15 protein-coding genes and 1 other RNA gene are annotated in these 22,986 nt (G+C 67.9%); 11 read left to right on the top strand and 5 right to left on the bottom strand.

Annotation, left to right across the window (positions count from 1 at the left end; translation table 11 throughout):
* Window positions 1-73: 73 nt before the first annotated feature.
* Window positions 74-883 carry a helix-turn-helix transcriptional regulator gene (locus E6C76_RS09605; protein WP_136347995.1) on the bottom strand — a complete coding sequence of 270 codons (810 nt, stop codon included), beginning with the start codon at window positions 881-883 and terminating at the stop codon, window positions 74-76.
* Between the two features lie 251 nt (window positions 884-1,134).
* Here E6C76_RS09605 and E6C76_RS09600 point away from each other — a divergent pair, with 251 nt between their 5' ends.
* From E6C76_RS09600 to E6C76_RS09590, 3 genes are all read left to right on the top strand, one after another.
* A complete protein-coding gene (locus E6C76_RS09600; RefSeq protein ID WP_136347994.1) occupies window positions 1,135-1,578 on the top strand; it encodes a DUF4124 domain-containing protein in 444 nt (147 codons plus the stop codon).
* A gap of 100 nt (window positions 1,579-1,678) precedes the next feature.
* Window positions 1,679-3,010, top strand: a complete 1,332-nt coding sequence (locus E6C76_RS09595) for a GntP family permease (RefSeq protein ID WP_136347993.1) — start codon at window positions 1,679-1,681, stop codon at window positions 3,008-3,010.
* Window positions 3,011-3,162: 152 nt separating this feature from the next.
* A complete protein-coding gene (locus E6C76_RS09590; protein WP_136347992.1) occupies window positions 3,163-4,299 on the top strand; it encodes a glycerate kinase in 1,137 nt (378 codons plus the stop codon).
* 98 nt (window positions 4,300-4,397) lie between these two features.
* On the opposite strand, the gene ssrA is transcribed toward E6C76_RS09590, so the two are convergent.
* From ssrA to E6C76_RS09570, 4 genes are all read right to left on the bottom strand, one after another.
* Window positions 4,398-4,775: a transfer-messenger RNA gene (ssrA, locus tag E6C76_RS09585) on the bottom strand.
* A gap of 80 nt (window positions 4,776-4,855) precedes the next feature.
* Window positions 4,856-5,563, bottom strand: a complete 708-nt coding sequence (gene ubiG / locus E6C76_RS09580) for a bifunctional 2-polyprenyl-6-hydroxyphenol methylase/3-demethylubiquinol 3-O-methyltransferase UbiG (protein ID WP_136347991.1) — start codon at window positions 5,561-5,563, stop codon at window positions 4,856-4,858.
* 129 nt (window positions 5,564-5,692) lie between these two features.
* Window positions 5,693-6,400: an OmpA family protein gene (locus tag E6C76_RS09575; RefSeq protein WP_136347990.1), complete on the bottom strand. Its 708-nt coding sequence runs from the start codon at window positions 6,398-6,400 to the stop codon at window positions 5,693-5,695.
* Between the two features lie 102 nt (window positions 6,401-6,502).
* The gene (locus E6C76_RS09570) at window positions 6,503-7,822 is read right to left on the bottom strand and encodes a TRZ/ATZ family hydrolase (RefSeq protein WP_136347989.1); all 1,320 of its coding nucleotides are present in this window, start codon (window positions 7,820-7,822) and stop codon (window positions 6,503-6,505) included.
* 265 nt (window positions 7,823-8,087) lie between these two features.
* On the opposite strand from E6C76_RS09570, the gene E6C76_RS09565 reads away from it, so the two are divergent.
* From E6C76_RS09565 to hisC, 8 genes are all read left to right on the top strand, one after another.
* Window positions 8,088-9,269 (top strand): efflux RND transporter periplasmic adaptor subunit, encoded by a 1,182-nt coding sequence (locus E6C76_RS09565; RefSeq protein WP_136347988.1) that lies wholly within the window; start codon window positions 8,088-8,090, stop codon window positions 9,267-9,269.
* Window positions 9,266-12,391 carry an efflux RND transporter permease subunit gene (locus E6C76_RS09560; protein ID WP_136347987.1) on the top strand — a complete coding sequence of 1,042 codons (3,126 nt, stop codon included), beginning with the start codon at window positions 9,266-9,268 and terminating at the stop codon, window positions 12,389-12,391. Before E6C76_RS09565 ends, E6C76_RS09560 begins: the two co-directional genes overlap by 4 nt.
* Window positions 12,388-15,477 carry an efflux RND transporter permease subunit gene (locus E6C76_RS09555; protein WP_136347986.1) on the top strand — a complete coding sequence of 1,030 codons (3,090 nt, stop codon included), beginning with the start codon at window positions 12,388-12,390 and terminating at the stop codon, window positions 15,475-15,477. The genes E6C76_RS09560 and E6C76_RS09555 overlap by 4 nt, the downstream gene beginning before the upstream one ends.
* 28 nt (window positions 15,478-15,505) lie before the next feature.
* On the top strand, window positions 15,506-16,900 hold the full coding sequence (locus E6C76_RS09550; protein WP_136348186.1) for an efflux transporter outer membrane subunit: 1,395 nt from the start codon (window positions 15,506-15,508) through the stop codon (window positions 16,898-16,900).
* A 122-nt stretch (window positions 16,901-17,022) separates the two neighbouring features.
* Entirely contained in the window at window positions 17,023-19,671 is a 2,649-nt protein-coding gene (gene gyrA, locus E6C76_RS09545) for a DNA gyrase subunit A (protein ID WP_136347985.1), read from the top strand.
* Window positions 19,668-20,765 carry a 3-phosphoserine/phosphohydroxythreonine transaminase gene (serC, locus tag E6C76_RS09540; protein ID WP_136347984.1) on the top strand — a complete coding sequence of 366 codons (1,098 nt, stop codon included), beginning with the start codon at window positions 19,668-19,670 and terminating at the stop codon, window positions 20,763-20,765. The genes gyrA and serC overlap by 4 nt, the downstream gene beginning before the upstream one ends.
* 21 nt (window positions 20,766-20,786) lie before the next feature.
* Entirely contained in the window at window positions 20,787-21,851 is a 1,065-nt protein-coding gene (pheA, locus tag E6C76_RS09535; protein ID WP_136347983.1) for a prephenate dehydratase, read from the top strand.
* Window positions 21,852-21,886: 35 nt separating this feature from the next.
* Entirely contained in the window at window positions 21,887-22,984 is a 1,098-nt protein-coding gene (hisC, locus tag E6C76_RS09530; protein ID WP_136347982.1) for a histidinol-phosphate transaminase, read from the top strand.
* The last annotated feature ends 2 nt before the right edge of the window (window positions 22,985-22,986 follow it).

Raw genomic sequence — 22,986 nt, 5'->3', positions numbered from 1 at the left:
GGCGGGGAAAAGCGGGATGCCGCGCAGTGTGCGCCGCAGCCGTACGCCATGTATTGAACGAAATTGCGCGCCCTCAGGCGCGGTAGCGCCCTGGCGTGATGCCCGCGTGCGCCTTGAACACGCGCTGGAAGTGGCTCTGGTCGGCAAAGCCCAGGCGGTGCGCCACGCTGGCCAGATCCTCCCCGGCGCGCAGCGAGGCGCGCGCGCGGTTCACCCGCTGGTCCAGCCGCCAGGCGTGCGGCGTCATGCCGGTGGCCGCGCGGAAGGCGCGGATCAACTGGTAGCGGTTCATGCCGACCAGTGCGGCCAACTCGTCAAGCGAGAGGGGCATGCTGCCGCGTTCCTCGCGCAGTGCTTCCATGGCCGGCCACAGGCGCGGGACGAGATGGCCGGCGCGGCGGGCGGGCAGTTCGCCCCAGGCGCCGCCCGTGGCGTCGAAGCCGGCGGCGAAGGCGCGTAGCGCGGCCTGCTTTTCGTCACTCGGCGTAGCGGAGAACAGCAGATCGTTGAGGGCGCAGAAGCGCGCGTATTCGGCCGGGTCGCGGCAGATGCGGATGGTGGCTTCCGCCGCCGCATGGGCCTCCTCGCCGCGCGTGGCGTGCCACCAGCGCGCATCCAGGTGCAGCATCTGGTAGCTCCACGCGCGGCCCGGCGTGGGGTTGCAGGCATGCGCACGCGCCGGCGGCACGAACACCAGCGTGCCCGGATGCAGCACCACCGGGCCGGCGGCCGCGCCGGTGAACACGCTGGTGCCCCGGTCCACCGCGCCGATGGAATAGGTGGGGTGGCTGTGCGGACGGTAGCAGGCGCGGCTGTCGCAGGCCCGCCGGCTTTCGGCGTGCGGCAGCGCGGGGTCGCGCCAGAACGGGGAAGCGGCTTCCATGGCGGCGATGATAGCGCTGGAGGGAGGTCCGCAACGCACAGGACGGTTCATTTGCCAGCGTGATGCGTGCCTGTCCGGTTCGGAGGAGCCAATTCAGGCTTCCAATCGATTGCTGCAAGATCTGAATTCTGTGGAGCAGGGCGATTGAATGATTTTATTCCAAAGCGATTTTTTGAACATATATGGAATATTATTGGAAAATGATTATCCGTCTTCGATAATATTCATTCGAATATTGAATGGAGGTATGAATGAAATTCATCGCCGTGAGTGTGGTGTTGCTGGCGGTATCGCCGGCAGTGTCCGCACAGGTATTCAAATGCACCGTGGACGGCAAGACGGTATATCAATCCTTGCCCTGCGCGGTCGAGGGCGGGCGGGTGGAACTGAATACCGTCACGCCATCCGCCGAGGATGCGCAACTGGCGCGCCAGCGCGCGGAAGACGACCAGCGCAGCGTGCAGCGCCTGGAGGCGGAGCGCCAGCGAAACCGGGAGACTGCCGCCGCCGAACGTGAAATCGAGGCACGGGAGCGCGCGGCCAGGGAGCGTGAATGCGCACGCTATGCCGAGGAGGCGGTGGAAAAGGAAAACCGCGCGCAGGAGCGCTATTCCAGATCTCTGCGGGAGCGCGACCGCAAGGCTGCAAGGGCCATGCGCGACAGGCACTTCAGCGAATGCTTCGGTAGTTTCTGAGGGGAGATTGCAGGCTGTGCATGATTGACAGGGTGCGCTTGGCGAGTATTCTGCGCCACTCGGCCATGGCGCCCATGCCGCAAACAGAAAAGGGTAAATCATGAACAGCATCGCCTTGTCTTCGATATTTGTCGTATTGAGCATTGTCGCCATCATTTATCTGACGGCGCGGCTCAAGTTCAGCGTATTCGGCTCCTTGTTCGCCGTATCGCTGGGTCTGGCGCTGGTCACGAACATTCCGTTCGAAAAAATCGTGGATCTGATGAAGAGCAGCTTCGGCTCCACGCTCGGCAATATCTCCTTCATCATCATCTTCGGCGCGGCGATCGCCGTATGCATGGAAAAGAGCGGCGGCGCCCTCAGCATCGCCACGCACATCCTGGCGAAATCCGGCAAGAACAACGCCAAGCCCGCGATGGCCGCCACCGGCTTCATCCCGGGCCTGACCATCTTCTGCGACACGGGCTACATCATCCTGAGCGGCGTGGCGCGCAGCATCAGCGCGCAGTCCAGGACCCCGATGCCGCTGATGGCGGCCATCCTGGGTACCTCGCTGTATTCGGTGCACTGCCTCGTGCCGACCCACCCGGGCGCGCTGGCCGCGGCCAGCGCGCTGGACGCCAATCTGGGCTACTTCATCCTGGCGGGCGTGGTGTTCGCCGTTCCCGGCCTGGTCGCCGCCTATCTGTGGGCCGGCTGGATGAGCAAGGGCCAGGACTACGCGCCGGCGGTGGAGGAAGAAGCCTTCGCCTCGGACAAGGCGCTGCCCCGTTTCTCGCACGCGCTGCTGCCGGTGGTGCTGCCGCTGATTCTGATCTCCATCTCCACCCTGGCGACCACCATGGGCTACAAGGAAGGCTTCGCCAAGGCGCTGCACTTCTTCGGCAACCCGGTGATCGCGCTGCTGATGGGCATGCTGGCGGGCATCTGGCTGCTGAAGAACAACGGCGGCCGGAAAGGCGACTTCAACAACGTGCTGGAAGAGGCCATCATGAAGGCCGGCCCGATCCTGATCATCACCGGCGCGGGCGGCATGTTCGGCGCCATCATCCGTGAAACCGGCGTGGGCAGCGCGCTGGGCGATGCGCTGGGCGGCGCTTCCGTCGGCCTGTTCATCCCGTTCATCATCGCGGCGCTGCTGAAGACCGCGCAGGGCTCTTCCACCGTGGCGGCGCTGACCACCGCTGCCATCATCAGCCCCAGCCTGGCCACCTTCGGCCTGGATTCGGATCTGGGCCGCCTGTTCGCCGTGCTCGCCATCGGCGCCGGCTCCATCGTCGCCTCGCACGCCAACGACTCCTACTTCTGGGTGGTCACCAAGTTCTCCAACATCGAGATGCAGGAATCGCTGCGCGTGTTCACCTCGTCCACCGTGGTCATGGGCCTGGTCAGCTTCGCGTGCATCTGGGCGGCCTCGCTGGTGATGCTCTGAAACCGGCGTAACGCCCCAAGGTGGGCGGGCCGCGCGATCTGGAAGAGGAGCGCGCTGTCCGCCCGTTGCCTTGGGCCCTGCCGCGGGGCATTCCCAGGGATGCCCGGGAGGGGCAATATCCGGTCAACCGCCGCTCTTCGGAGATTGAACGAATGAAAGTAGTCATCGCACCCGATTCCTACAAGGAAAGCCTGAGTGCGCTGGAAGTCGCCGTCCACATCGAAGAGGGCTTCAAGCAGATCTTCCCGGATGCGCAGTACGTCAAGATTCCCATGGCCGATGGTGGCGAAGGCACCGTCCAGGCCATGATCGAAGCCACTCAGGGGCGCCGGGTGGAGGTCGAGGTGACCGCCCCGCTGGGCAACCGGATCGACAGTTTCTACGGTCTGACCGGCGACGGCAGGATGGCGGTCATCGAGATGGCCGCCGCCAGCGGTCTGGCCCTGGTGCCGCCGGACCAGCGCAATCCGCTGATCACCACCAGCTACGGCACGGGCGAACTGATCCGCGCTGCGTTGGACGTAGGTGCGCGCCACTTCATTCTCGGCATCGGCGGCAGCGCCACCAACGACGGCGGGGCCGGCATGCTGCAGGCCCTCGGCGTGCGCCTGCTCGACGCCCGGGGACAGGATCTGGCCTGGGGCGGCGCGGCATTGGCCGCGCTGGAGCGCATCGACCTCTCCGGCCTGGACCCCCGGCTGCGGGAGTGTGTGATCGAGGTGGCCTGCGACGTCGACAACCCGCTCACCGGCGAGCAGGGCGCCTCCGCCATCTTCGGCCCCCAGAAAGGCGCAACGCCGGAAATGGTGCAGACCCTGGACCGCAACCTGCGGCATTACAGCGCCCTCATCCGGCGCGATCTGGGCGTCGAGGCCGAGACGGTTCCGGGCGCCGGCGCGGCCGGCGGCATGGGCGCCGCCATGCTCGCCTTCCTGAAGGGGCGCCTGCGCCCGGGCAGCGAGATCATCACCGATGCCGTGCATCTGGAAGATGCGCTGCGCGACGCCGACTGGGTGATCACCGGCGAAGGCCGCATCGACAGCCAGACCATCTTCGGCAAGACACCCATCGGCGTGGCCCGGGTGGCCAAGAAGCACAACAAACCCGTCATCGGCATCGCCGGCTGCCTGGGTGCCAATGCCGAGGTGGTGCACGCGCATGGCATCGATGCGATCTACAGCGTCCTCTACCGCTCCTGCACGGTGGAGGAAGCGCTGGCCGAAGCCGCGACCAACGTCCAGACCACGGCCCGCAACATCGCGGCGGTGATCGCGCTGGCAACTGCGTAGGCGTGGTTGAAATGGAATCCCAGCCAGCCCGGTCGTGTGCAGCCCGGTGCCTCGTGGGGCTACAAATGAAAATCCGGCCATCAGGCCGGATTTTTTGCTGGTGGAGCCGGGGGGAATCGAACCCCCGTCCGCAAGCCCTCTACAGACAGATCTACATACTTAGCCTGGCTATTTGGATTTAACCCCTGACTTAGCCGCCCGGCGGGCCGGACAGGGGCGAGTCACCTTACCTTTAGCTGCGGGGCCAAGTAACCCGGCCCTGCTCGCGATTCTCTGTGAATGACACTGCAGCGGCCCAGCTTACGCTGGAACCACCCGGCCCAGAGACCTGCCGGTGCAGCGCCCGCCGGGATTAAGCGGCGAGAGCGAAACGCTCGTCGTTGGCGTTTGTTGATTTCCAGATGGATTTACGAGGTGACTGGTCCTCGGTATGCACTGCGCTGCTTCGCGACCCACGTCGAAGCCAGGTCGGCCCCAGTGATCGTTGGAAGACAGATGGTGTTGCCTGTCGAGTATTTCAAGGGGCAGTGTATCACGCACCGCCCCAGCTGCGTGTTCAGGCCAGGCGTGCCGTGGACAGCAGGTAGTTCACGTCGGTGTCGCGGCCCAGCGAATAGGTCTTGGAGAACGGGTTGTAGCTCATGCCGGTGAGCGTACGGGTTTCCAGGCCGGCTTCGCGTGTGTGGCGGGCGAGCTCCGACGGCTTGATGAACTTGGCGTAATCGTGGGTGCCGCGCGGCAGCAGGTTGAGGACGTACTCCGCGCCGATGATCGCGAACAGGTAGGACTTGGGGTTGCGGTTGAGCGTGGAGAAGAACACCATGCCGCCCGGTTTGACCAGCCGTGCGCAGGCCACGACGGTGCTGGCGGGGTCGGGGACATGTTCGAGCATTTCCATGCAGGTGACCACGTCGAACTGGGCGGGGCGTTCGGCGGCGAAGGCTTCGGCGCTGGTGAGGTGGTAATCCACCTTCAGGCCGCTTTCGAACAGGTGCAGGCGGGCGACGCCCAATGCCTTTTCCGACAGGTCGATGCCGGTGACCGAGGCGCCGCGCGCGGCCATGCCTTCGGACAGGATGCCGCCGCCGCAGCCGACGTCGAGCACGGTCTTGCCGGCCAGCGGGGTCTGTCCGTCGATCCAGTCCAGGCGTAGCGGGTTGATTTCGTGCAGCGGACGGAACTCGGAGGTCGGATCCCACCAGCGGTGGGCGAGGTCGCTGAATTTGCGTACTTCGGCGGGGTCGGAGTTGGCGTGGGCGTTCATCGGTGTTCCTGGTGCTTGCCGCAAAAGCGCCGATGGTAGCGGAAATCGGCTGCCACGGCCCATTGTGGCGTTCTGCGCGCCAATGAAAAAGCCCCGCCGGAGCGGGGCTTTTGCTTGGAGCGAAGCGGCTTACTTGGTGCCGATCACTTCCACTTCCACGCGGCGATCCGGCTGCAGGCAGCTGATCAGGGCGCTGCGCGGACGCACGTTGTCGCACGAGGTGCCGGTGACCGGCTGACGCTTGCCCTTGCCTTCGGTGTAGATGCGGTTGGCTTCGATGCCCTTGCTGACCAGGTAGGTCTTCACGGCGGCGGCGCGGCGCTCGGACAGGCTCTGGTTGTAGGCGTCGGAGCCGATGCGGTCGGTGTGGCCGACGGCCAGGATCACTTCCAGCTTCAGATCCTTGGCCTGGGCGGCCAGTTCGTCCAGGCGGGCCTGGCCTTCCGGCTTCAGCACGGCCTTGTCGAAGTCGAACAGGGCGTCGGCGGCCAGCTTGATCTTGTCGGCGGTCGGACGCGGGGTGGGCGCCGGAGCGGCGGTCGGGGCCGGGGCCGGAGCAGCGACACACTTGTCCTGCGGGACGATGTCGCTGTCGCATTCGCAACCGACCGGGAACTCACCGGCCAGCACGGTGCTGGCGGCCGCCGGGCTCCAGTAGCCGGTACGCCAGCACAGGCCGGTACCGCTGCGGGCGACGACGTTGCGCGCGTCGATCACGTAGGGGATTTCGCCGGCGCCGGTGACCACGACATCCTTGGCCTGGGCGAAAGCGGCGGTGGAGGAGAGTCCAGCCGCAGCGACGGCGGCCAGCATCAGCATCTTGGTTCGTTTGATCATTTTTGTTCCTCGTCGAAGGGCAGGGGACTTGCTGTTAAAACCCGAAGCCGTGGTCGTTGTATCAGCACTCCGGGGGCTCCGAACGGATAAAAGCTATCCAGTTCAATTAACGAGCTTAGTTTGCCACACGGCCGCAAGGCGGAGCAATTCCTTGTCGCTTGTTTGCAACAGGGATTTACCTTTATCCAGGCGTGCTTCGCCGTCCACCCAGACGTGCGAGACATGTTCGCGCCCGGCCACGTAGACCAGATGCGACACTGGGTCGAAGCAGGGCCGGGTTTCCGGGGTGTCGAGCGCGACGGCGCACAGATCCGCCTGTTTTCCGGGTTCGATGGAGCCGATGCGCTCGGCCATGCCGAGCGCGCGCGCGCCTTCCAGCGTGGCCATGCGCAACACTTCGCTGGCCGGCAGCGCCGTGGCGTCGCCGCTGGTGACCTTGGCGAGCAGCGAGGCGTGGCGCATTTCGGCGAACATGTCCATGCGGTTGTTGCTGGCGGCGCCGTCGGTGCCCAAGCCCACGGTGACGCCGGCGGCGCGCAATGCCGCGGCGGGCGCGGCGCCGCTGGCCAGTTTCATGTTGGAGGTGGGGCAGTGCGCCACGGCGCAGCCGTGGTGGGCGAGCAGGGCGATTTCGGTTTCGTCCAGGTGTACGGCATGCACGCCGATGAAGTTGGCGCCCAGCAATCCCAGGCGTTCCAGGCGGGTGAGCGGGCGTACGCCGTGTTGAGTGATCGAATCCGTGACTTCCTGCACGGTTTCGTGAATATGGATGTGGATCGGCGTCTCGATTTCGGCGGCCAGGGCGGCGACGCGCTTCAGCGTGTCGTCGTCCACGGTGTAGGGCGCGTGCGGCGCCAGGGTGAAATCGATGCGCGGGTGGCCGCGCCACTGGTCGCGCACCGCCAGGCCCTTGCGCAGGTAGTCGTCGGCGTCGCTGGCGTAGGGCGTGGGGAAGGCGAGCACCACGGTGCCGAGCACGGCGCGCATGCCGGCCTCGTCGAAGGCTTGCGCGGCGGCCTCGGGGTAGAAATACATATCGTTGCAGGTGGTGATCCCACCGCGCAGCATTTCGGCGGCGGCGAGCAGGGTGCCGTCGCGCACGAAGGCGGGCGAGACGTGCCTGCCCTCGGTGGGCCAGATGGCTTCCTGCAGCCAGCGCATCAGCGGCAGATCGTCGGCGATGCCGCGCATCAGCGCCATCGCGGCATGCACGTGCAGATTGACGAAGCCGGGGAACAGGACGTGGTGGGGGAGTTCGACCGCCTGGACCTGAGGGTAAAGGCGGCGGGCTTCTTCCTGCGGCAGCAGGGCCAGGATGCGGCCGTCGCGCACGGCCACGGTGTGATGTTCCAGCGTGGTGCCGTGGGGTTCGACGGGAACGACCCAGCGGGCATGGAGGAGGAGGTCGGCGATATCGCTCACGTGGGCGGGCTCCGGGCAAGAGTGGCTGTCCACGCGGGAAGCCGTGTTGAGTGCGTGTCGGGTGCCGAGCTTACTGGGCCGCCGTGTCCATTTCCAGCCTGACGGGCCGTATCGACGCGATTTTTGCGGCGGGAATCGACGATTTCTCAATGGGCAACGAGGAACTGAGAATTGTTCTTGATCATCTGGGGCCGCGCCCGGAAAATGTCCGCCCGATGCGTCCGGCAGTCCGCAACGGCGCGCCAGTTCTTGTTCCCGGATTCTCATGCCCCGAATCTCCGCCCCGTTCGCCTCGCCCGCTGCGCGCATCGCGCTCGGTGCGTTTCTCGTGATCCTGGCCGCCGTGCTGGTCTGGTATTTCTTTCTGCGTGGCCCGGCGCCGCAGAGTCCCCCGAATCCCTGGATGGGGCCGGTGCCGGTGCGCGTGGTGGAAGCCTCGCATGGCGAAATGACCGTGCGACTGCGCGCCATCGGCACGGTGACGCCGGAGGCCAATGTGGTGGTGCGCGGCCGGGTGGATGGCCAACTGCAGCGGGTGGCCTTCGAGGAAGGGCAGATGGTGCGCAAGGGGGCCGTGCTGGCGGAGATCGATCCCGCGCCGTACCGCGTGCGGCTGGCCCAGGCGGAAGGCCAGCAGCAGCAGAATCTGGCGCAGTTGCGCAATGCGGAGAGCGAACTGGCGCGCTATCGCACCCTGTTCGAGCAGGATTCCATCGCCCGCCAGCAGGTCGATGCGCAGGCCGCGCTGGTGGAGCAGTTGCGCGGCACGCTGCGCGCCGATCAAGCCCAGGTGGATGATGCGCGCCTGCAGCTGGACTGGACGCGCATCGAGGCGCCGATCAGCGGGCGTGTGGGCCTGCGCCGGGTGGATGCCGGCAACCTGATTTCCAGCGGAGACGCCGACGGGCTGGTGACCATCACCCAGACGCGGCCGATCGCGGTGCTGTTTACCATCCCCGAGCGCGAACTGGCCGAGGTGCGCGCGCAGATGGCCGCCGGCCGCGTCCTGCAGGTGGATGCCTGGGACCGCGACGACCGCAGGCAGATCGCCCAGGGCGTGCTGCGCACCTTCGACAATCAGATCGATCCGGCAACCGGCACGGTGCGCCTGAAGGCGGAATTCGCCAACGAGGACGACGCGCTGTTCCCCAACCAGTTCGTCAATGTACGCATGGCGGTGGGCGAGATTTCCGGGGCGGTGACCATTCCGGCCGACGCGGTGCAGTACGGTTCGCGCGGCAGCTATGTGTATGTGATCGAGGACGGCCGCGCACGCATGCGCGCGCTGACACTGGGCGCTTCCGACGGCACGATGACGGTGGTCGAGGACGGGCTGGAGGGCGGCGAGCAGGTGGTGCTGGAAGGCCTGGACCGCCTGCGCGAAGGGCGCGAAGTGGTGCTGGTCGGCGAGGGCGACGAGGTGCCCGGCGGAGCGCCCGCGCGGTGAATCTTTCGCGCCCGTTCATCGAGCGGCCGGTGGCGACCACGCTGCTGATGCTCGCCCTGGTCATCGCCGGCCTGCTGTCCTGGCGTCTGCTGCCGGTGGCTGCGCTGCCGCAGGTCGATTACCCCATCATCCAAGTGTTCACCTTCCACCCCGGCGCCAGCCCGGAGGTGACCACGCGCACCATCACCGCGCCGCTGGAGCGCCGCCTGGGGCAGATTCCTGGCCTCAAGCAGATGAGTTCCACCAGTTCCGGCGGCGCTTCGGTGATTACCTTGCAGTTCGCCCTCAGCGTGGATCTGGGCGTGGCCGAGCAGGAAGTGCAGGCGGCCATCAACGCGGCTTCCAGCCTGCTGCCCAACGATCTGCCGGCGCCGCCGATCTATCGCAAGGTGAATCCGGCGGATGCGCCCATCCTCACCCTGGCGGTATCGTCCGCCGCGCTGCCGCTGCCCACGGTGTACGACCTGGTCGATACGCGCATGGCGCAGAAGCTGGCGCAGTTGCCGGGCGTCGGCATGGTCAGCCTGGCCGGCGGCCAGCGCCCGGCGATCCGCGTGCGGGTGAATCCGCAGGCGGTGGCCGCGCACGGGCTGACCATGGAGCAGATCCGCGCGGCGATCACCGCGGCCAACTCCAACCAGCCCAAGGGCAGCCTGGATGGCCCCTACCGCTTCGTCATGGTCGAGGCCAACGACCAGCTGAAGTCGGTGGATGAGTACCGTGCGCTGATCGTTGCCTGGAAGGATGGTGCGCCGCTGCGTCTGGGGGACGTGGCGGACATCGAACAGGGCGCCGAGGACCGCTTCCTCGCCGCCTGGGCGGGGTATTGCGAGGGCGTGGGCGGGGCCGCCGGGGCGTGCGAGACCCCCGCGCAGGTGCCGGCGGTGCTGGTGAACATCCAGCGCCAGCCCGGCGCCAACGTCATCCAGGTGGCCGACCAGGTGCGCGCGCTGCTGCCGCAGCTCACCGCCACGCTGCCGGCGGCGGTGGACGTGGCCGTACTCACCGACCGCACACTGTCCATCCGCGCCTCGGTGCGCGGCGTGCAGACCGAACTGGTGTTCGCCATCGGCCTGGTGGTGCTGGTCACCTTCCTGTTCCTGCGCCGCGTGGCCGCCACGCTGATTCCCAGCGTGGCCGTGCCCTTGTCGCTGGTGGGCACCTTCGCGGTGATGCATCTGGCCGGCTTCTCGGTAAACAATCTCAGCCTGATGGCGCTCACCATCGCCACCGGTTTCGTCGTGGACGACGCCATCGTGATGCTGGAGAACATCGCCCGCCACCGCGAGATGGGCGCCTCGCCCATGCAGGCGGCGCTCAAGGGTGCGGCGGAAATCGGTTTCACGCTGGTGTCGCTGACGGTGTCGCTGGTCGCCGTGCTGATTCCGTTGCTGTTCATGGGCGACGTGGTCGGCCGGCTGTTCCACGAATTCGCCGTGACCCTGGCGGTGGCCATCCTGATCTCGCTGGTGGTGTCGCTGACGCTCACGCCGATGATGAGCGCGCGCATGCTGGGCGACAGCGTGGGCCACGGCGGGGAACAAGGACCGCTCGACCGCGTGATCGAACGCTACGGCGTGTGGCTGGACTGGGTGTTGGAACGCCAGACCGCCACGCTGCTGGTGCTGCTCGCCACCCTGGGGCTCACCGGGGTGCTCTACCTCACCGTGCCCAAGGGCTTCTTCCCGGTGCAGGACAGCGGGGTGATCCAGGTGGTCACCGAGGCGCCGCAGTCGATTTCCTTCGCGGCGATGGCGGAGCGCCAGCAGGCGCTCGCCCAGGTGGCACTGAATGACCCGGCGGTGGACAGCCTGTCTTCCTTCATCGGCGTGGATGGTACCAACGCCACGCTCAACAGCGGGCGCATGCTGATCAATCTGAAAGCGCACGGCGAGCGCGACGGCGCCGAGGCGGTGATGCGCCGGCTGGGTGCGCAACTGGCCGAGGTGCCGGGCATCGCGGCCTGGCTGCAGCCGGTGCAGGAGTTGTCCATCGAGGATCGGGTGAGCCGCACGCAGTACCAGTTCACCCTGTCCACGCCGGATCAGGACGAACTGGCGGACTGGGTGGGGCGCATGGTCGGCGCGCTGGGCCAGCGCACCGAACTGGCCGACGTGGCCTCCGACCTGCAGTTCGGCGGTGTGCAGGCGCGCGTGGAAGTGGACCGCGATGCCACCGCGCGCCTGGGCATCACCACCGCGCAGGTCATCGACGCCTTGTACACCGCCTACGGCCAGCGCCAGATCGCCACCCTGTTCACCCATGCCAACCAGTACCGCATCGTGCTGGAAGTGGACCCGCGCCATGCGCGCGGCGCGGCGGCGCTGGAAACCACCTACATCCCCACCGCCAGCGGCGGGCCGGTGCCCTTGTCCACGGTGGCGCGCATCACCGAGCATCCGGCGGTGCTGGCCATCTCGCATCAGGGGCAGTTCCCGGCGGCCACGGTGTCCTTCAACCTGGCGGCGGGCGCGTCGCTGGGCGCGGCGGTGGCGGCCATCGAGCAGGTGCGCGATGAACTGGCGCTGCCGGCCTCGGTGGACATGCGCTTCCAGGGCGCGGCGGAAGCCTTCCGTGCTTCGCTGTCGAATACGCTGTGGCTGATCCTGGCCGCCGTGGTCACCATGTACATCGTGCTCGGCGTGCTCTACGAGAGCACCGTGCATCCGGTCACCATCCTGTCCACGCTGCCCTCGGCCACCGTGGGTGCGCTGGCCGCGCTGCATCTGTCCGGCCGGCCGCTCGACATGGTGGCGGTGATCGGCATCGTGCTGCTGATCGGCCTGGTGAAGAAGAACGGCATCATGATGGTGGACTTCGCCCTGGAGGCGCAGCGCAAGCAGGGCATGGCGCCGCGCGCGGCCATCCACCGCGCTGCGCTGCTGCGCTTCCGGCCTATCTTGATGACCACATTGGCCGCGCTGGTGGGGGCTATCCCGCTGATGCTGGCCGGCGGCTCCGGAGCGGAACTGCGTCAGCCGCTGGGCATCGTCATGGTCGGCGGGCTGCTGGTCAGCCAGGTGCTCACGCTGTTTACCACGCCGGTGGTGTATCTGTTCTTCGACCGCCTGGGCGGGCGACGCGCGGACTCCGCTGCCGCGCGGGCGGACGGGCGCGCATGAACTTCGCCCGGCCGTTCATCCGCCGCCCGGTGGCGAGCTGCCTGCTCGCCCTGGCGCTGGTGCTGTGCGGCCTGCTGGCCTACCGGCTGCTGGCGGTGGCGCCGCTGCCGGAAATCGACTTCCCCACCATCGAGGTCAGCGCCAATCTGCCCGGGGCCAGCCCGGACAGCATGGCGGCCACCGTGGCTACGCCGCTGGAGCGCGCGCTGGGCAGCATTGCCGGGGTCACCGAGATCAGTTCGTCCAGTTCGCAGGGCGCCAGCCGGGTGCGCCTGCGCTTCGCGCTGGACCGCGACATCGATGCCGCCGCGCGCGACGTGCAGGCGGCCATCAACGCCTCGCGCGGGCAACTGCCTTCGGGCATGCCCAACAACCCGACCTACCGCAAGGTGAATTCCTCCCAGGCACCGATCATGGTGCTCGCGCTGGGCTCGGAGAATCTGTCGCGTGGGCGGCTGTACGATCTGGCCAGCACCCTGCTGGCGCAGAAGATCGCGCAGATCGGGGGGGTGGGCGAAGTCGGCCTGGGCGGCAGTGCGCTGCCGGCGGTGCGCGTGCAGCTCAACCCCGGCATGCTCGCCCACCACGGCCTTGCGCTCGATGACGTGCGCAGCGCGCTGTCCGACGCCAACGCCCTGCAGCCGCTGGGCGTGCTGGAGGACGGCGAACGGCGCTGGCACATCGGCACCGACCGCGGGCTGCGCGACGCGGCGGATTTCCGCCAGTTGATCGTGCGCCAGACCGGCGGTGCCACGGTGCGCCTGGGCGACGTGGCGCAGGTCAGCGACAGCGTGGAAAACCGTTACAGCAGTGGCTTCCACAACGACCGGCCGGCGGTGTTGCTGCAGGTCTATCGCCAGCCGGGCGCCAACATCGTCGCCACCGTGGATGCCATCCAGGCGCACATGCCGATGCTGCGCGCGCTGCTGCCGGCCGATACCGAACTGACGGTGGTGCTCGACCGCACGCCGGGCATCCGCGCCACGCTGGCGGAAGCGCGCCTGACGCTGATCATCGCCGTGGCGCTGGTGATCGCGGTGATCTGGGTGTTCCTCGGCGACGGGCGTGCCGCGCTGATTCCCAGCCTGGCGGTGCCGGTGTCGTTGGTCGGCGCCTTCGTCGCCATGTACTTCTACGGTTTCTCGCTGAACAACCTGTCGCTGATGGCGCTGATCGTCGCCGCCGGCCTGGTGGTCGACGACGCCATCGTGGTGCTGGAGAACATCGAGCGCCACATCGCCAACGGCATGCGCCCGTTGCGCGCGGCGCTGAAGGGCGCGCGGGAGGTCGGCTTCACCCTGCTGGCGATGAACGTCTCGCTGGTCGCGGTGTTCCTCTCCATCCTGTTCATGGGTGGCGTGCTGGAGCGCCTGTTCCGCGAATTCACCATTACCCTGGCGGCGGCCATCCTGATCTCGCTGGCGGTGTCGCTCACCCTCACGCCCAGCCTGTGTGCCCATCTGCTGCGTCCGCGCGAGGCGCGCCCGCAGGGCCGGCTGGCGGCTTTCAGCGCCCGCATGCTCGACGGCCTGCACCGCGGCTACGCGCGCACGCTGGACTGGGCGCTGCGCCACACCGCCGTGGTGCTGCTGTTGTTCGCCGCGGTGATCGGCCTCAACGCCTATCTGTACGTCGCCATCCCCAAGGGTTCGTTGCCGGAGCAGGACACCGGGCAACTGCGCGGCTTCGTGCGCGGCGACGACGGGTTCTCCTTCCAGGTCATGCAGCCCAAGATCGATGTGTTCCGCGAACACATCCTTTCCGATCCGGCGATCAGCGACGTGGTCGGCACCAGCGGCGGAACCGGCGGGATCAGCAATTCCTGGCTGATGGTCAAGCTGAAGCCGCTGGAAGAGCGCGGGGTCAGTGCGCGCGAAGTGATCAACCGGCTGCGCGCCAGCGCCCCCAAGGTGCCCGGCGGGGTGCTGATCCTGCACGTGGATCAGGACATCCAGCTCGCGTCCAACTTCAATTCGGGGGGCAGCGAGTTGCTCCTGCTCGCGCCGGAAACCGCGCTGCTGAAGGAATGGGGCCCCAAGGTGTCGGAGGCCATGCAGGAACTGCCCGAACTCACCGACGTGGACAGCTTCGGCAACGAGGATGCCCAGCAGCTCAGCATCGCCATCGACCGCGAGGCCGCCCAGCGCCTGGGTGTGGATCTGCGCATGGTGGCCAGCCTGCTGAACAACTCGTTCTCGCAGCGCCAGGTCGCCACGCTGTACGACGCGCTCAACCAGTACCGCGTGGTCATGGAACTGGACCCGCGCTACACCGCGCACGCCGGGGTGCTCGACGAACTGCAGGTGATCGGCGCCGACGGCCGCCGGGTGCCGCTGTCGGCTTTCGCCACCTGGGGCAACAGCCTGTCCAGCGACCGCGTGCAGCACAAGGAACAGTATGCAGCCGCCGGCATCGGCTACTCGTTCGCCGATGGCGTGGGCACCGAACGGGCGCTGCGCGCCATCGACGACGCGCTGGCGCGCCTGATGCTGCCTTCCGCGTTGTTCGTGCAGCACGCCGGGGAGGCGGGCGGCCTGCAGGAATCGCGCGCCGGGCAGGCGTGGCTGATCCTCGGCGTGCTGGTCACCGTGTATTTCGTCCTCGGCATCCTCTACGAGAGCACGCTGCATCCGCTCACCATCCTGTCCACGCTGCCTTCGGCGGGCATCGGCGCGCTGCTCGCGCTGCTCGCCACCGGCACCGAATTCAGCCTGATCGCGCTGCTCGGCCTGTTCCTGCTGATCGGCGTGGTGATGAAGAACGCCATCCTGATGATCGATTTCGCCATCGACGGGCAGCGCAACCTCGGCCTGGCGCCGCGCCAGGCCATCCAGCGCGCGGCGCTGCTGCGCCTGCGGCCGATCCTGATGACCAACCTGGCCGCGCTGCTCGGCGCCCTGCCGCTGGTGCTGGGCATGGGCGAGGGCTCCGAACTGCGCCGCCCGCTCGGCATCGCCATCGTTGGCGGGCTGGCGGTCAGCCAACTGCTCACCCTGTACACCACGCCGGCGGTGTATCTGGCGCTGGACCGTCTGCGCCAGCGGTCCTCCCGCGGTGAACCGGCCGTTGGCGAACCGGCCGCCTGACAACTTCTTCCGGATTCTTCTCGTGACCATGCGCGCATTCTTCCTCGGCGTCCTTCCCGCTACCGCATTCGTCCTTAGCCTGTCGGGCTGCGTGCTCGGCCCGGAGCATCGTCCGCCGGAACTCGCCGGCATGCCGGCCGCGTTCAAGCACGAAGCCGGCTGGCGGGCGCTGGGCGCCACACCGGTCGCGACCGGCGGCGACTGGTGGGCGAGCTATGGCGACGATACCTTGAATGCCTTGCTGGCCGATCTGGAGCGCGACAACCCCGGCCTGGCGCAGGCCGAGGCGCGTCTGCGCCAGGCTCAGGCCGCGCTGCGCGCCACGCGTGCCGGCTTTGCGCCGGAAATCGGCGCGAGCGCCTCGTCCACGCGCAGCGGCAGCGATGCCGGGGCGGGCAACAGCCACGACTTCAGCCTGTCGGTGAGCTGGCTGCCCGATCTGTGGGGCCGCGTGCGCCGCGAGGCCGAGGCCGGGCAGGCCGAACAGCAGGCCTCGGCCGCCGATCTGGCCGCGCTGCGCCTCTCCTTGCAGGCCAGCCTGGCACAGCAGTACATCCGCCTGCGCGTGCTCGACCGCCAGCACGAACTGCTCGTCGGCACCGAAGCGGCCTATGCGCGCTCGCTCACCCTGACCACCAATCAGTACGACGCCGGGATGGCCGCGCGCGCGGACGTGGTGCAGGCGGAAAGCCAGCTGGAAAGCGTGCGCGCGCAGATTCTCGAACTGGTCGACCAGCGTGCGCGTGCCGAGCATGCCGTGGCCGTGCTGGCCGGCCAGCCGCCGTCGGTCTTTGCCGTCACGGTGGAAGAGCGCCTGCCCGCGCTGCCGGCGGTACCCGCCGGCCTGCCGGCCGAGCTGCTCGCGCGGCGGCCCGATCTGGTGGTCGCCGAACGCCGCGTGGCGGCCGCCAACGCGCGCATCGGCGTGGCGCAGAGCGCGTGGCTGCCGGATCTGAGCCTGGGGCTGTCGGGCGGCTATCGTTCGGAAGCCTTCCGCGACTGGTTCGAGGCACCCAACCGGGTGTGGGCGCTGGGCCCGTCGCTGGCTGCCGTGCTGTTCGACGGCGGCGCGCGTTCCGCCGCGCTGGAGCGCGCGCGCGCCACCCACGACGAGGCCGCGGCCGCGTGGCGCGAGGCGGTGCTGACCGCCCTGCGCGAAACCGAGGACGCGCTGGCGCGCCTGCGCGCCCTGGAAACGCGCGTCGCACAGCAGGGCCGGGTGGTCGAACTGGCGGCCGAGAACGAGCGCCTGGTGACCAACCGCTACCGCGCCGGGCTGGTGTCCTTCCTGGAAGTAGCGGTGGCGCAGAACGCCACGCTGACGGCGCGCCGGGCGGAGCTGGACATCGTGCGCGACCGCTTGGAGGCCAGCGTGGAGCTGGTCGCCGCGCTGGGCGGCGGCTGGCAGGCGCCGGCCAACTGAGCGGCATGGCGCCGGGAAAGGTGCTCCCGGCGCACCGGCATCTTGGCAAGGCCGGGCGGGGGAGGGCGCGCGCGTGGTAAAATCACACGTTTTAGTTCATGCGGATTCCGCCGCCTTCGAGCATGACTCAGTTTGCCAAGGAAACACTGCCGATCAGCCTCGAAGAGGAGATGCGCCACTCCTACCTCGATTACGCCATGAGCGTGATCGTCGGGCGGGCCCTCCCCGACGCGCGCGACGGCCTCAAGCCGGTACACCGGCGCGTGCTGTTCGCCATGCACGAGCTGTCCAACGACTGGAACCGCGCGTACAAGAAATCGGCGCGCATCGTCGGCGACGTCATCGGTAAGTACCACCCCCACGGCGACTCGGCGGTGTACGACACCATCGTGCGCATGGCGCAGGACTTCTCGCTGCGCTACATGCTGATCGACGGCCAGGGAAACTTCGGCTCGGTCGACGGCGACAACGCGGCGGCGATGCGGTACACGGAAATCCGCATGGCACGCATCGGCCACGAGCTGCTGGCCGACATCGACAAGGAAACGGTGGATTTCGGGCCCAACTACGACGGCTCGGAAAAGGAACCGCTGATCCTGCCGGCGAAGATCCCCAACCTGCTGATCAACGGTTCGTCGGGCATCGCGGTGGGCATGGCCACCAACATCCCGCCGCACAACCTGGGCGAGGTGGTGGATGCCTGCCTGAGGTTGCTGGAAGACCCGGAAACCGACATCGAGGCGCTGATCGACATCGTCAAGGCGCCGGACTTCCCCACCGCCGGGCTGATCTACGGCCTGCACGGCGTGCATGAGGGCTATCGCACCGGGCGCGGCCGCGTGATCATGCGCGCGCGCACCCACATCGAGCCGATCGGCAAGAACGGCGACCGCGAAGCCATCATCGTCGATGAACTGCCCTACCAGGTGAACAAGCGCACCCTGCTGGAGCGCATCGCCGAGCTGGTCAACGACAAGAAGATCGAGGGCATCAGCGAGCTGCGCGACGAGTCGGACAAATCCGGCATGCGCATGGTCATCGAACTCAAGCGCAACGAAATGCCCGAGGTGGTGCTCAACAACCTGTTCAAGCACACCCAGCTGCAGGACACCTTCGGCATGAACATGGTGGCGCTGGTGGACGGCCGCCCGCGCCTGCTCAACCTCAAGCAGATGCTGGTGTGCTTCCTGGAGCACCGCCGTGAGGTCATCACCCGCCGCACCGTGTTCGAACTGCGCAAGGCGCGCGACCGCGGCCACGTGCTGGAAGGCCTGGCGGTGGCGCTCTCCAACGTCGATGAAATCATCGCGCTGATCAAGGCCGCGCCCACCCCGGCGGACGCCAAGCGCGAACTGCTGGCACGCACCTGGCGCAGCGCGCTGGTCGAGGAGATGCTCTCGCGCGCCACGGCGGATTCCTACCGCCCGGAAGGGCTGCTGCCGGAATTCGGCCTCATTTCTGTTGATGGGGCCCAGGGCTACCGCCTCTCGGACGTGCAGGCCCAGGCCATCCTGGAGCTGCGCCTGCAGCGCCTGACCGGGCTGGAGCAGGACAAGATCGTCGGCGAGTACCGCGAGGTGATGGACGTCATCACCGACCTGCTCGACATCCTCGCGCGTCCGGAACGCATCACCGCGATCATCGTCGAGGAGCTTTCCGCGATCCGCAACCAGTTCGGCGATCCGCGCCGTTCCGAGATCGTCATGAGCACGGCGGAGATCAACATCGAGGACCTGATCACCCCCGAGGACATGGTGGTCACCCTGTCCCACGGCGGCTACTTCAAGCGCCAGCCGCTCGCCGACTACCGCGCGCAGCGCCGCGGCGGGCGCGGCAAGCAGGCCACCTCGATGAAGGACGAAGACTTCATCGACCGCCTGTTCGTCGCCAACACCCACGACTACGTGCTGTGCTTCTCCAACCGCGGCCGGGTGTACTGGCTGAAGGTGTACGAGGTGCCGGAAGGCACGCGCAACTCGCGCGGCAAGCCCATCGTCAATCTGTTCCCGCTCATCGAGGGCGAGAAGATCACCGCCGTGCTGCCGGTCAAGGAATTCGACGACGGCCACTTCGTGTTCATGGCCACCTCCGAAGGCACGGTGAAGAAGACCGCGCTGTCCGCCTTCGCCAACCCGCGCAAGGCCGGCATCATCGCCGCCAGCCTGGACGACGGCGATCACCTGATCGGCGTGGCGATCACCGACGGCGAATGCGACGTGATGCTGTTCTCCGACGCCGGCAAGGCGGTGCGCTTCGCCGAGGGCGACGTGCGCCCGATGGGCCGCGAGGCGCGCGGCGTGCGCGGCATGACGCTGGAAGACGGCCAGCGCGTGATCGCCATGCTGGTCGCCAAGGGTGAGGAGCTCTCCGTGCTCACCGCCACCGAGAACGGCTACGGCAAGCGCACCCCGGTGGGCGAGTACACCCGCCACGGGCGCGGCACCAAGGGCATGATCGCCATCCAGACCTCGGACCGCAACGGCAAGCTGGTGGCCGCCGTGCTGGTGGAAGAGCGCGACGAGGTCATGCTGATCTCCACCGGCGGCGTGCTGATCCGCACCAAGGTGCGCGCCATCCGCGAACTGGGCCGCGCCACCCAGGGCGTGACGCTGATCAACCTGGATGAAGGCACCTTCCTGGCCGGCCTGGAAAAAGTGGCCGAATCCGAGGATGAAGCGCTGGAAGGCGAGACCCAGGAAGGCGGGGACGGGGCCGGCGAATCTCCGGCGGACGATGGCGCCGCAAGCGACGAGGGCGGAGAGCAGGCATGAGCCGCGTGTGGAACTTCAGCGCCGGCCCCGCCGCGCTGCCCGAGGAAGTGCTGCGCCAGGCCGCCGAGGAAATGCTCGACTGGCACGGCGCCGGCATGGGCGTGATGGAGATGAGCCATCGCGGCAAGGAATTCATCTCCATCGCCGAGCAGGCCGAGGCCGACCTGCGCGAACTGCTCGCGGTGCCGGCCGACTACCGCGTCCTGTTCATGCAGGGCGGCGCGATCGCCGAAAACGCCATCATCCCGCTCAACCTGCTGGGTGAGCGCGACACGGCGGACTACGTGCTGACCGGCTCATGGTCGGTGAAATCCGCCAAGGAAGCCGCGCGCTACGGCAAGGTGAACCTGGCCGCCAGCGCCGAGGCCAGCGGCTGGACCAGCGTGCCGGTGCTGGAAAGCTGGCAGTTGTCGGCGGACCCGGCCTATCTCTTTGTGTGCACCAACGAGACCATCGGCGGCGTGGAATACGCGGCCGACCCCGATCTCGCGCGCATCGGGCGCGCCGAAGTGCCGGTGGTCGCCGACATGTCCTCGCACATCCTGTCGCGCGTCATCGACGTGTCCAGGTACGGGCTGATCTTCGGCGGTGCGCAGAAGAACATCGGCCCGGCCGGGCTGACCATCGTCATCGTGCGCGAAGACCTGCTCGGGCGCGCCTCACCGCACTGTCCGACAGCCTTCGACTACAAGACGGTGGCCGAGGCCGGCTCCATGTACAACACGCCGCCCACCTACGCCATCTACATCGCCGGGCTGGTGTTCCAGTGGCTCAAGCGCCAGGGCGGGGTGGCTGCCATGGAAGCGCGTAACATCGCCAAGGCGCGCCTGCTGTACGACTACCTGGACGGCTCGGACTTCTACGAGAACCGCATCGATCCGGTCTGCCGTTCGCGCATGAACGTGCCCTTCTTCCTCAAGAACGAAGCGCTCAACGACGCCTTCCTCACGGGCGCCAGGGAAGCCGGCCTGCTGCAGCTGAAGGGGCACAAATCGGTGGGCGGCATGCGCGCATCGATCTACAACGCGATGCCGATCGAGGGCGTGGCCGCCCTGGTCGATTACCTCAAGACCTTTGCCGCGCGCCACGGCTGAACACCCCCGGACGGGCCGACGATGAGCGACGAACTGCTGAAGCTGCGCAACCAGATCGACCATCTGGACGAGGAAATCCTCGCCCGCCTCGCCGAGCGCGCGCAGTGCGCGCAGCGCATCGGCGTGATCAAGCAGGGCAATCTGTACCGCCCGGAGCGCGAGGCCCAGGTGCTGCGCCGCCTGGCCGACGCCAACCCCGGCCCGCTGCCAGACGCCGCGGTGCAGAAGGTCTTTCGCGAGATCATGTCCGCCTGCCTGGCGCTGGAACAGCCGCTCAAGGTGGCCTACCTGGGGCCGGCCGGCACTTTTTCGGAAAGCGCCTCGCGCAAGCACTTCGGCAGCGCGCCCAACTTCCTGCCGATGGGGACCATCGACGACGTGTTCCGCGCGGTCGAGGCGGGCAACGTGGATTACGGCGTGGTGCCGGTGGAAAACTCCACGGAGGGCGCGGTGGGCGGCACGCTGGACCTGCTGCTCGCCAATCCGCTGAAGATCTGCGGCGAGGTCAAGCTGCGCATCCACCAGCAACTGCTCTCGCGCGCCGAGGGCATCGGCGCGGCCAAGCGCCTGTACTCGCACGCGCAGTCCCTCGCGCAATGCCACGAATGGCTCAACCGCAACCTCGCCAGCCTGCCGCGCGTGCCGGTGGCGAGCAACGCGGAGGCCGCCCGGCTGGCCGCCGAAGACCCGGAATCCTGCGCCATCGCCGGCGAGGCGGCGGCCGAGCTGTACGGCCTCAACGTGCTGGCCGCGAACATCGAGGACGACCCCAACAACAGCACGCGCTTCCTGGTGATCGCCCGCCACGATGCCGGCCCCTCGGGGCAGGATAAGACCTCCATCGTGTTCTCCGCGCCCAACCGGCCGGGGGCCATGTACACCCTGCTCGAACCGCTGGCGCGCCACGGCGTCGATATGACCAAGCTGCAATCGCGCCCGGCGCGCGGCGGCCTGTGGGAATATGTGTTCTACGTCGATTTCGTCGGGCACCAGAATGATCCCGGCGTGGCCGGCGCGTTGCGCGAACTGAACGAACAGGCGGCTTTCGTGAAGGTGCTGGGGTCCTACCCCGTGGCGGCCATCTGAGCACGCCCGCCGATGACGACAGACAGGAGACGAACATGAGCGTGGCCAGCCAGGCGCCCGATTACATCCGCGCCATTTCCCCCTACCAGCCCGGCAAGCCGACTTCCGAGCTGGCACGCGAAATGGGCATCCCCGAGGCCGGCATCGTCAAGCTGGCCTCCAACGAGAATCCGCTGGGCATGGGCGCGCGCGCCCGCGAGGCGGTGGTCGCCGCGCTGTCCGGCTCCGCGCGCTATCCGGACGGCAACGGCTTCGCGCTCAAGAGCGCGCTGTCGCGGCGCTTCCACGTGGATCCGGAACGCATCGTGCTGGGCAACGGCTCCAACGACGTGCTCGAACTGGTCGCCCGGGCCTTTCTGGGCCCCGGCCGCTCGGCGGTGTTCTCGCGCTACGCCTTCGCGGTCTACCCGCTCGCCGTCAACGCGGTGGGCGCGCGCGGCATCGAAGTGGCGGCGAAGGCCTACGGCCACGACCTGAAGGCCATGGCGGCGGCCATCGTGCCGGATACCCGGGTGGTGTTCATCGCCAACCCCAACAATCCCACCGGCACCTTCCTCTCCGGCGAGGATATCGAAGCCTTCCTCGCCCAGGTGCCGGCCGACGTGCTGGTGGTGCTCGACGAGGCCTATACCGAATACCTCGATCCGGCCAGGCGCTATGACAGCCTGGCCTGGCTGGCGCACTACCCCAATCTGCTGGTCTCGCGCACCTTCTCCAAGGCCTACGGGCTGGCCGGGCTGCGCGTGGGCTACGGCATCGCCCACCCGGACGTGGCCGATCTGATGAACCGTGTGCGCCAGCCCTTCAACGTGTCCAGTGTGGCGCTGGCGGCGGCCGAAGCGGCGCTCGGCGACGAGGAATTCCTCGCCCAGACCGCGCGCATCAACGAGCGCGGCATGATGCAGATCACCGATGCGCTGAGGCGTCTGGGGCTGGAATGGATTCCCTCGGCGGGCAACTTCGTCACCTTCAAGGCGGGCGACTCCGCGCGCATCAACGCCGCGCTGCTGCGCCAGGGGGTGATCGTGCGGCCGATCGGCAGCTACGGCATGCCGGAATGGCTGCGCGTGTCGATCGGCCTGCCGGAAGAAAACGCGCGCTTCATCGCCGCGCTCGAACAGGCGCTGGACTGAAC

This window comes from Pseudothauera nasutitermitis, assembly GCF_004801295.1.
GTDB classification, from domain to species: domain Bacteria; phylum Pseudomonadota; class Gammaproteobacteria; order Burkholderiales; family Rhodocyclaceae; genus Pseudothauera; species Pseudothauera nasutitermitis.
The sequence above is the reverse complement of the archived record's forward strand: the minus strand, read 5'-3'. Positions and strand labels throughout refer to the sequence as shown.

What these genes read in the sequence shown, in the direction of transcription:
- E6C76_RS09565 (WP_136347988.1), top strand. Translation starts at nt 8,088, where the DNA reads ATGCCCCGAATCTCCGCCCCGTTCGCCTCGCCCGCTGCGCGCATCGCG.
- E6C76_RS09550 (WP_136348186.1), top strand. Translation starts at nt 15,506, where the DNA reads ATGCGCGCATTCTTCCTCGGCGTCCTTCCCGCTACCGCATTCGTCCTT.
- gyrA (WP_136347985.1), top strand. Translation starts at nt 17,023, where the DNA reads ATGACTCAGTTTGCCAAGGAAACACTGCCGATCAGCCTCGAAGAGGAG.
- ubiG (WP_136347991.1), bottom strand. Translation starts at nt 5,563, where the DNA reads ATGAACGCCCACGCCAACTCCGACCCCGCCGAAGTACGCAAATTCAGC.
- E6C76_RS09595 (WP_136347993.1), top strand. Translation starts at nt 1,679, where the DNA reads ATGAACAGCATCGCCTTGTCTTCGATATTTGTCGTATTGAGCATTGTC.
- E6C76_RS09575 (WP_136347990.1), bottom strand. Translation starts at nt 6,400, where the DNA reads ATGATCAAACGAACCAAGATGCTGATGCTGGCCGCCGTCGCTGCGGCT.
- pheA (WP_136347983.1), top strand. Translation starts at nt 20,787, where the DNA reads ATGAGCGACGAACTGCTGAAGCTGCGCAACCAGATCGACCATCTGGAC.
- E6C76_RS09605 (WP_136347995.1), bottom strand. Translation starts at nt 883, where the DNA reads ATGGAAGCCGCTTCCCCGTTCTGGCGCGACCCCGCGCTGCCGCACGCC.
- E6C76_RS09590 (WP_136347992.1), top strand. Translation starts at nt 3,163, where the DNA reads ATGAAAGTAGTCATCGCACCCGATTCCTACAAGGAAAGCCTGAGTGCG.
- E6C76_RS09555 (WP_136347986.1), top strand. Translation starts at nt 12,388, where the DNA reads ATGAACTTCGCCCGGCCGTTCATCCGCCGCCCGGTGGCGAGCTGCCTG.
- E6C76_RS09600 (WP_136347994.1), top strand. Translation starts at nt 1,135, where the DNA reads ATGAAATTCATCGCCGTGAGTGTGGTGTTGCTGGCGGTATCGCCGGCA.
- hisC (WP_136347982.1), top strand. Translation starts at nt 21,887, where the DNA reads ATGAGCGTGGCCAGCCAGGCGCCCGATTACATCCGCGCCATTTCCCCC.
- serC (WP_136347984.1), top strand. Translation starts at nt 19,668, where the DNA reads ATGAGCCGCGTGTGGAACTTCAGCGCCGGCCCCGCCGCGCTGCCCGAG.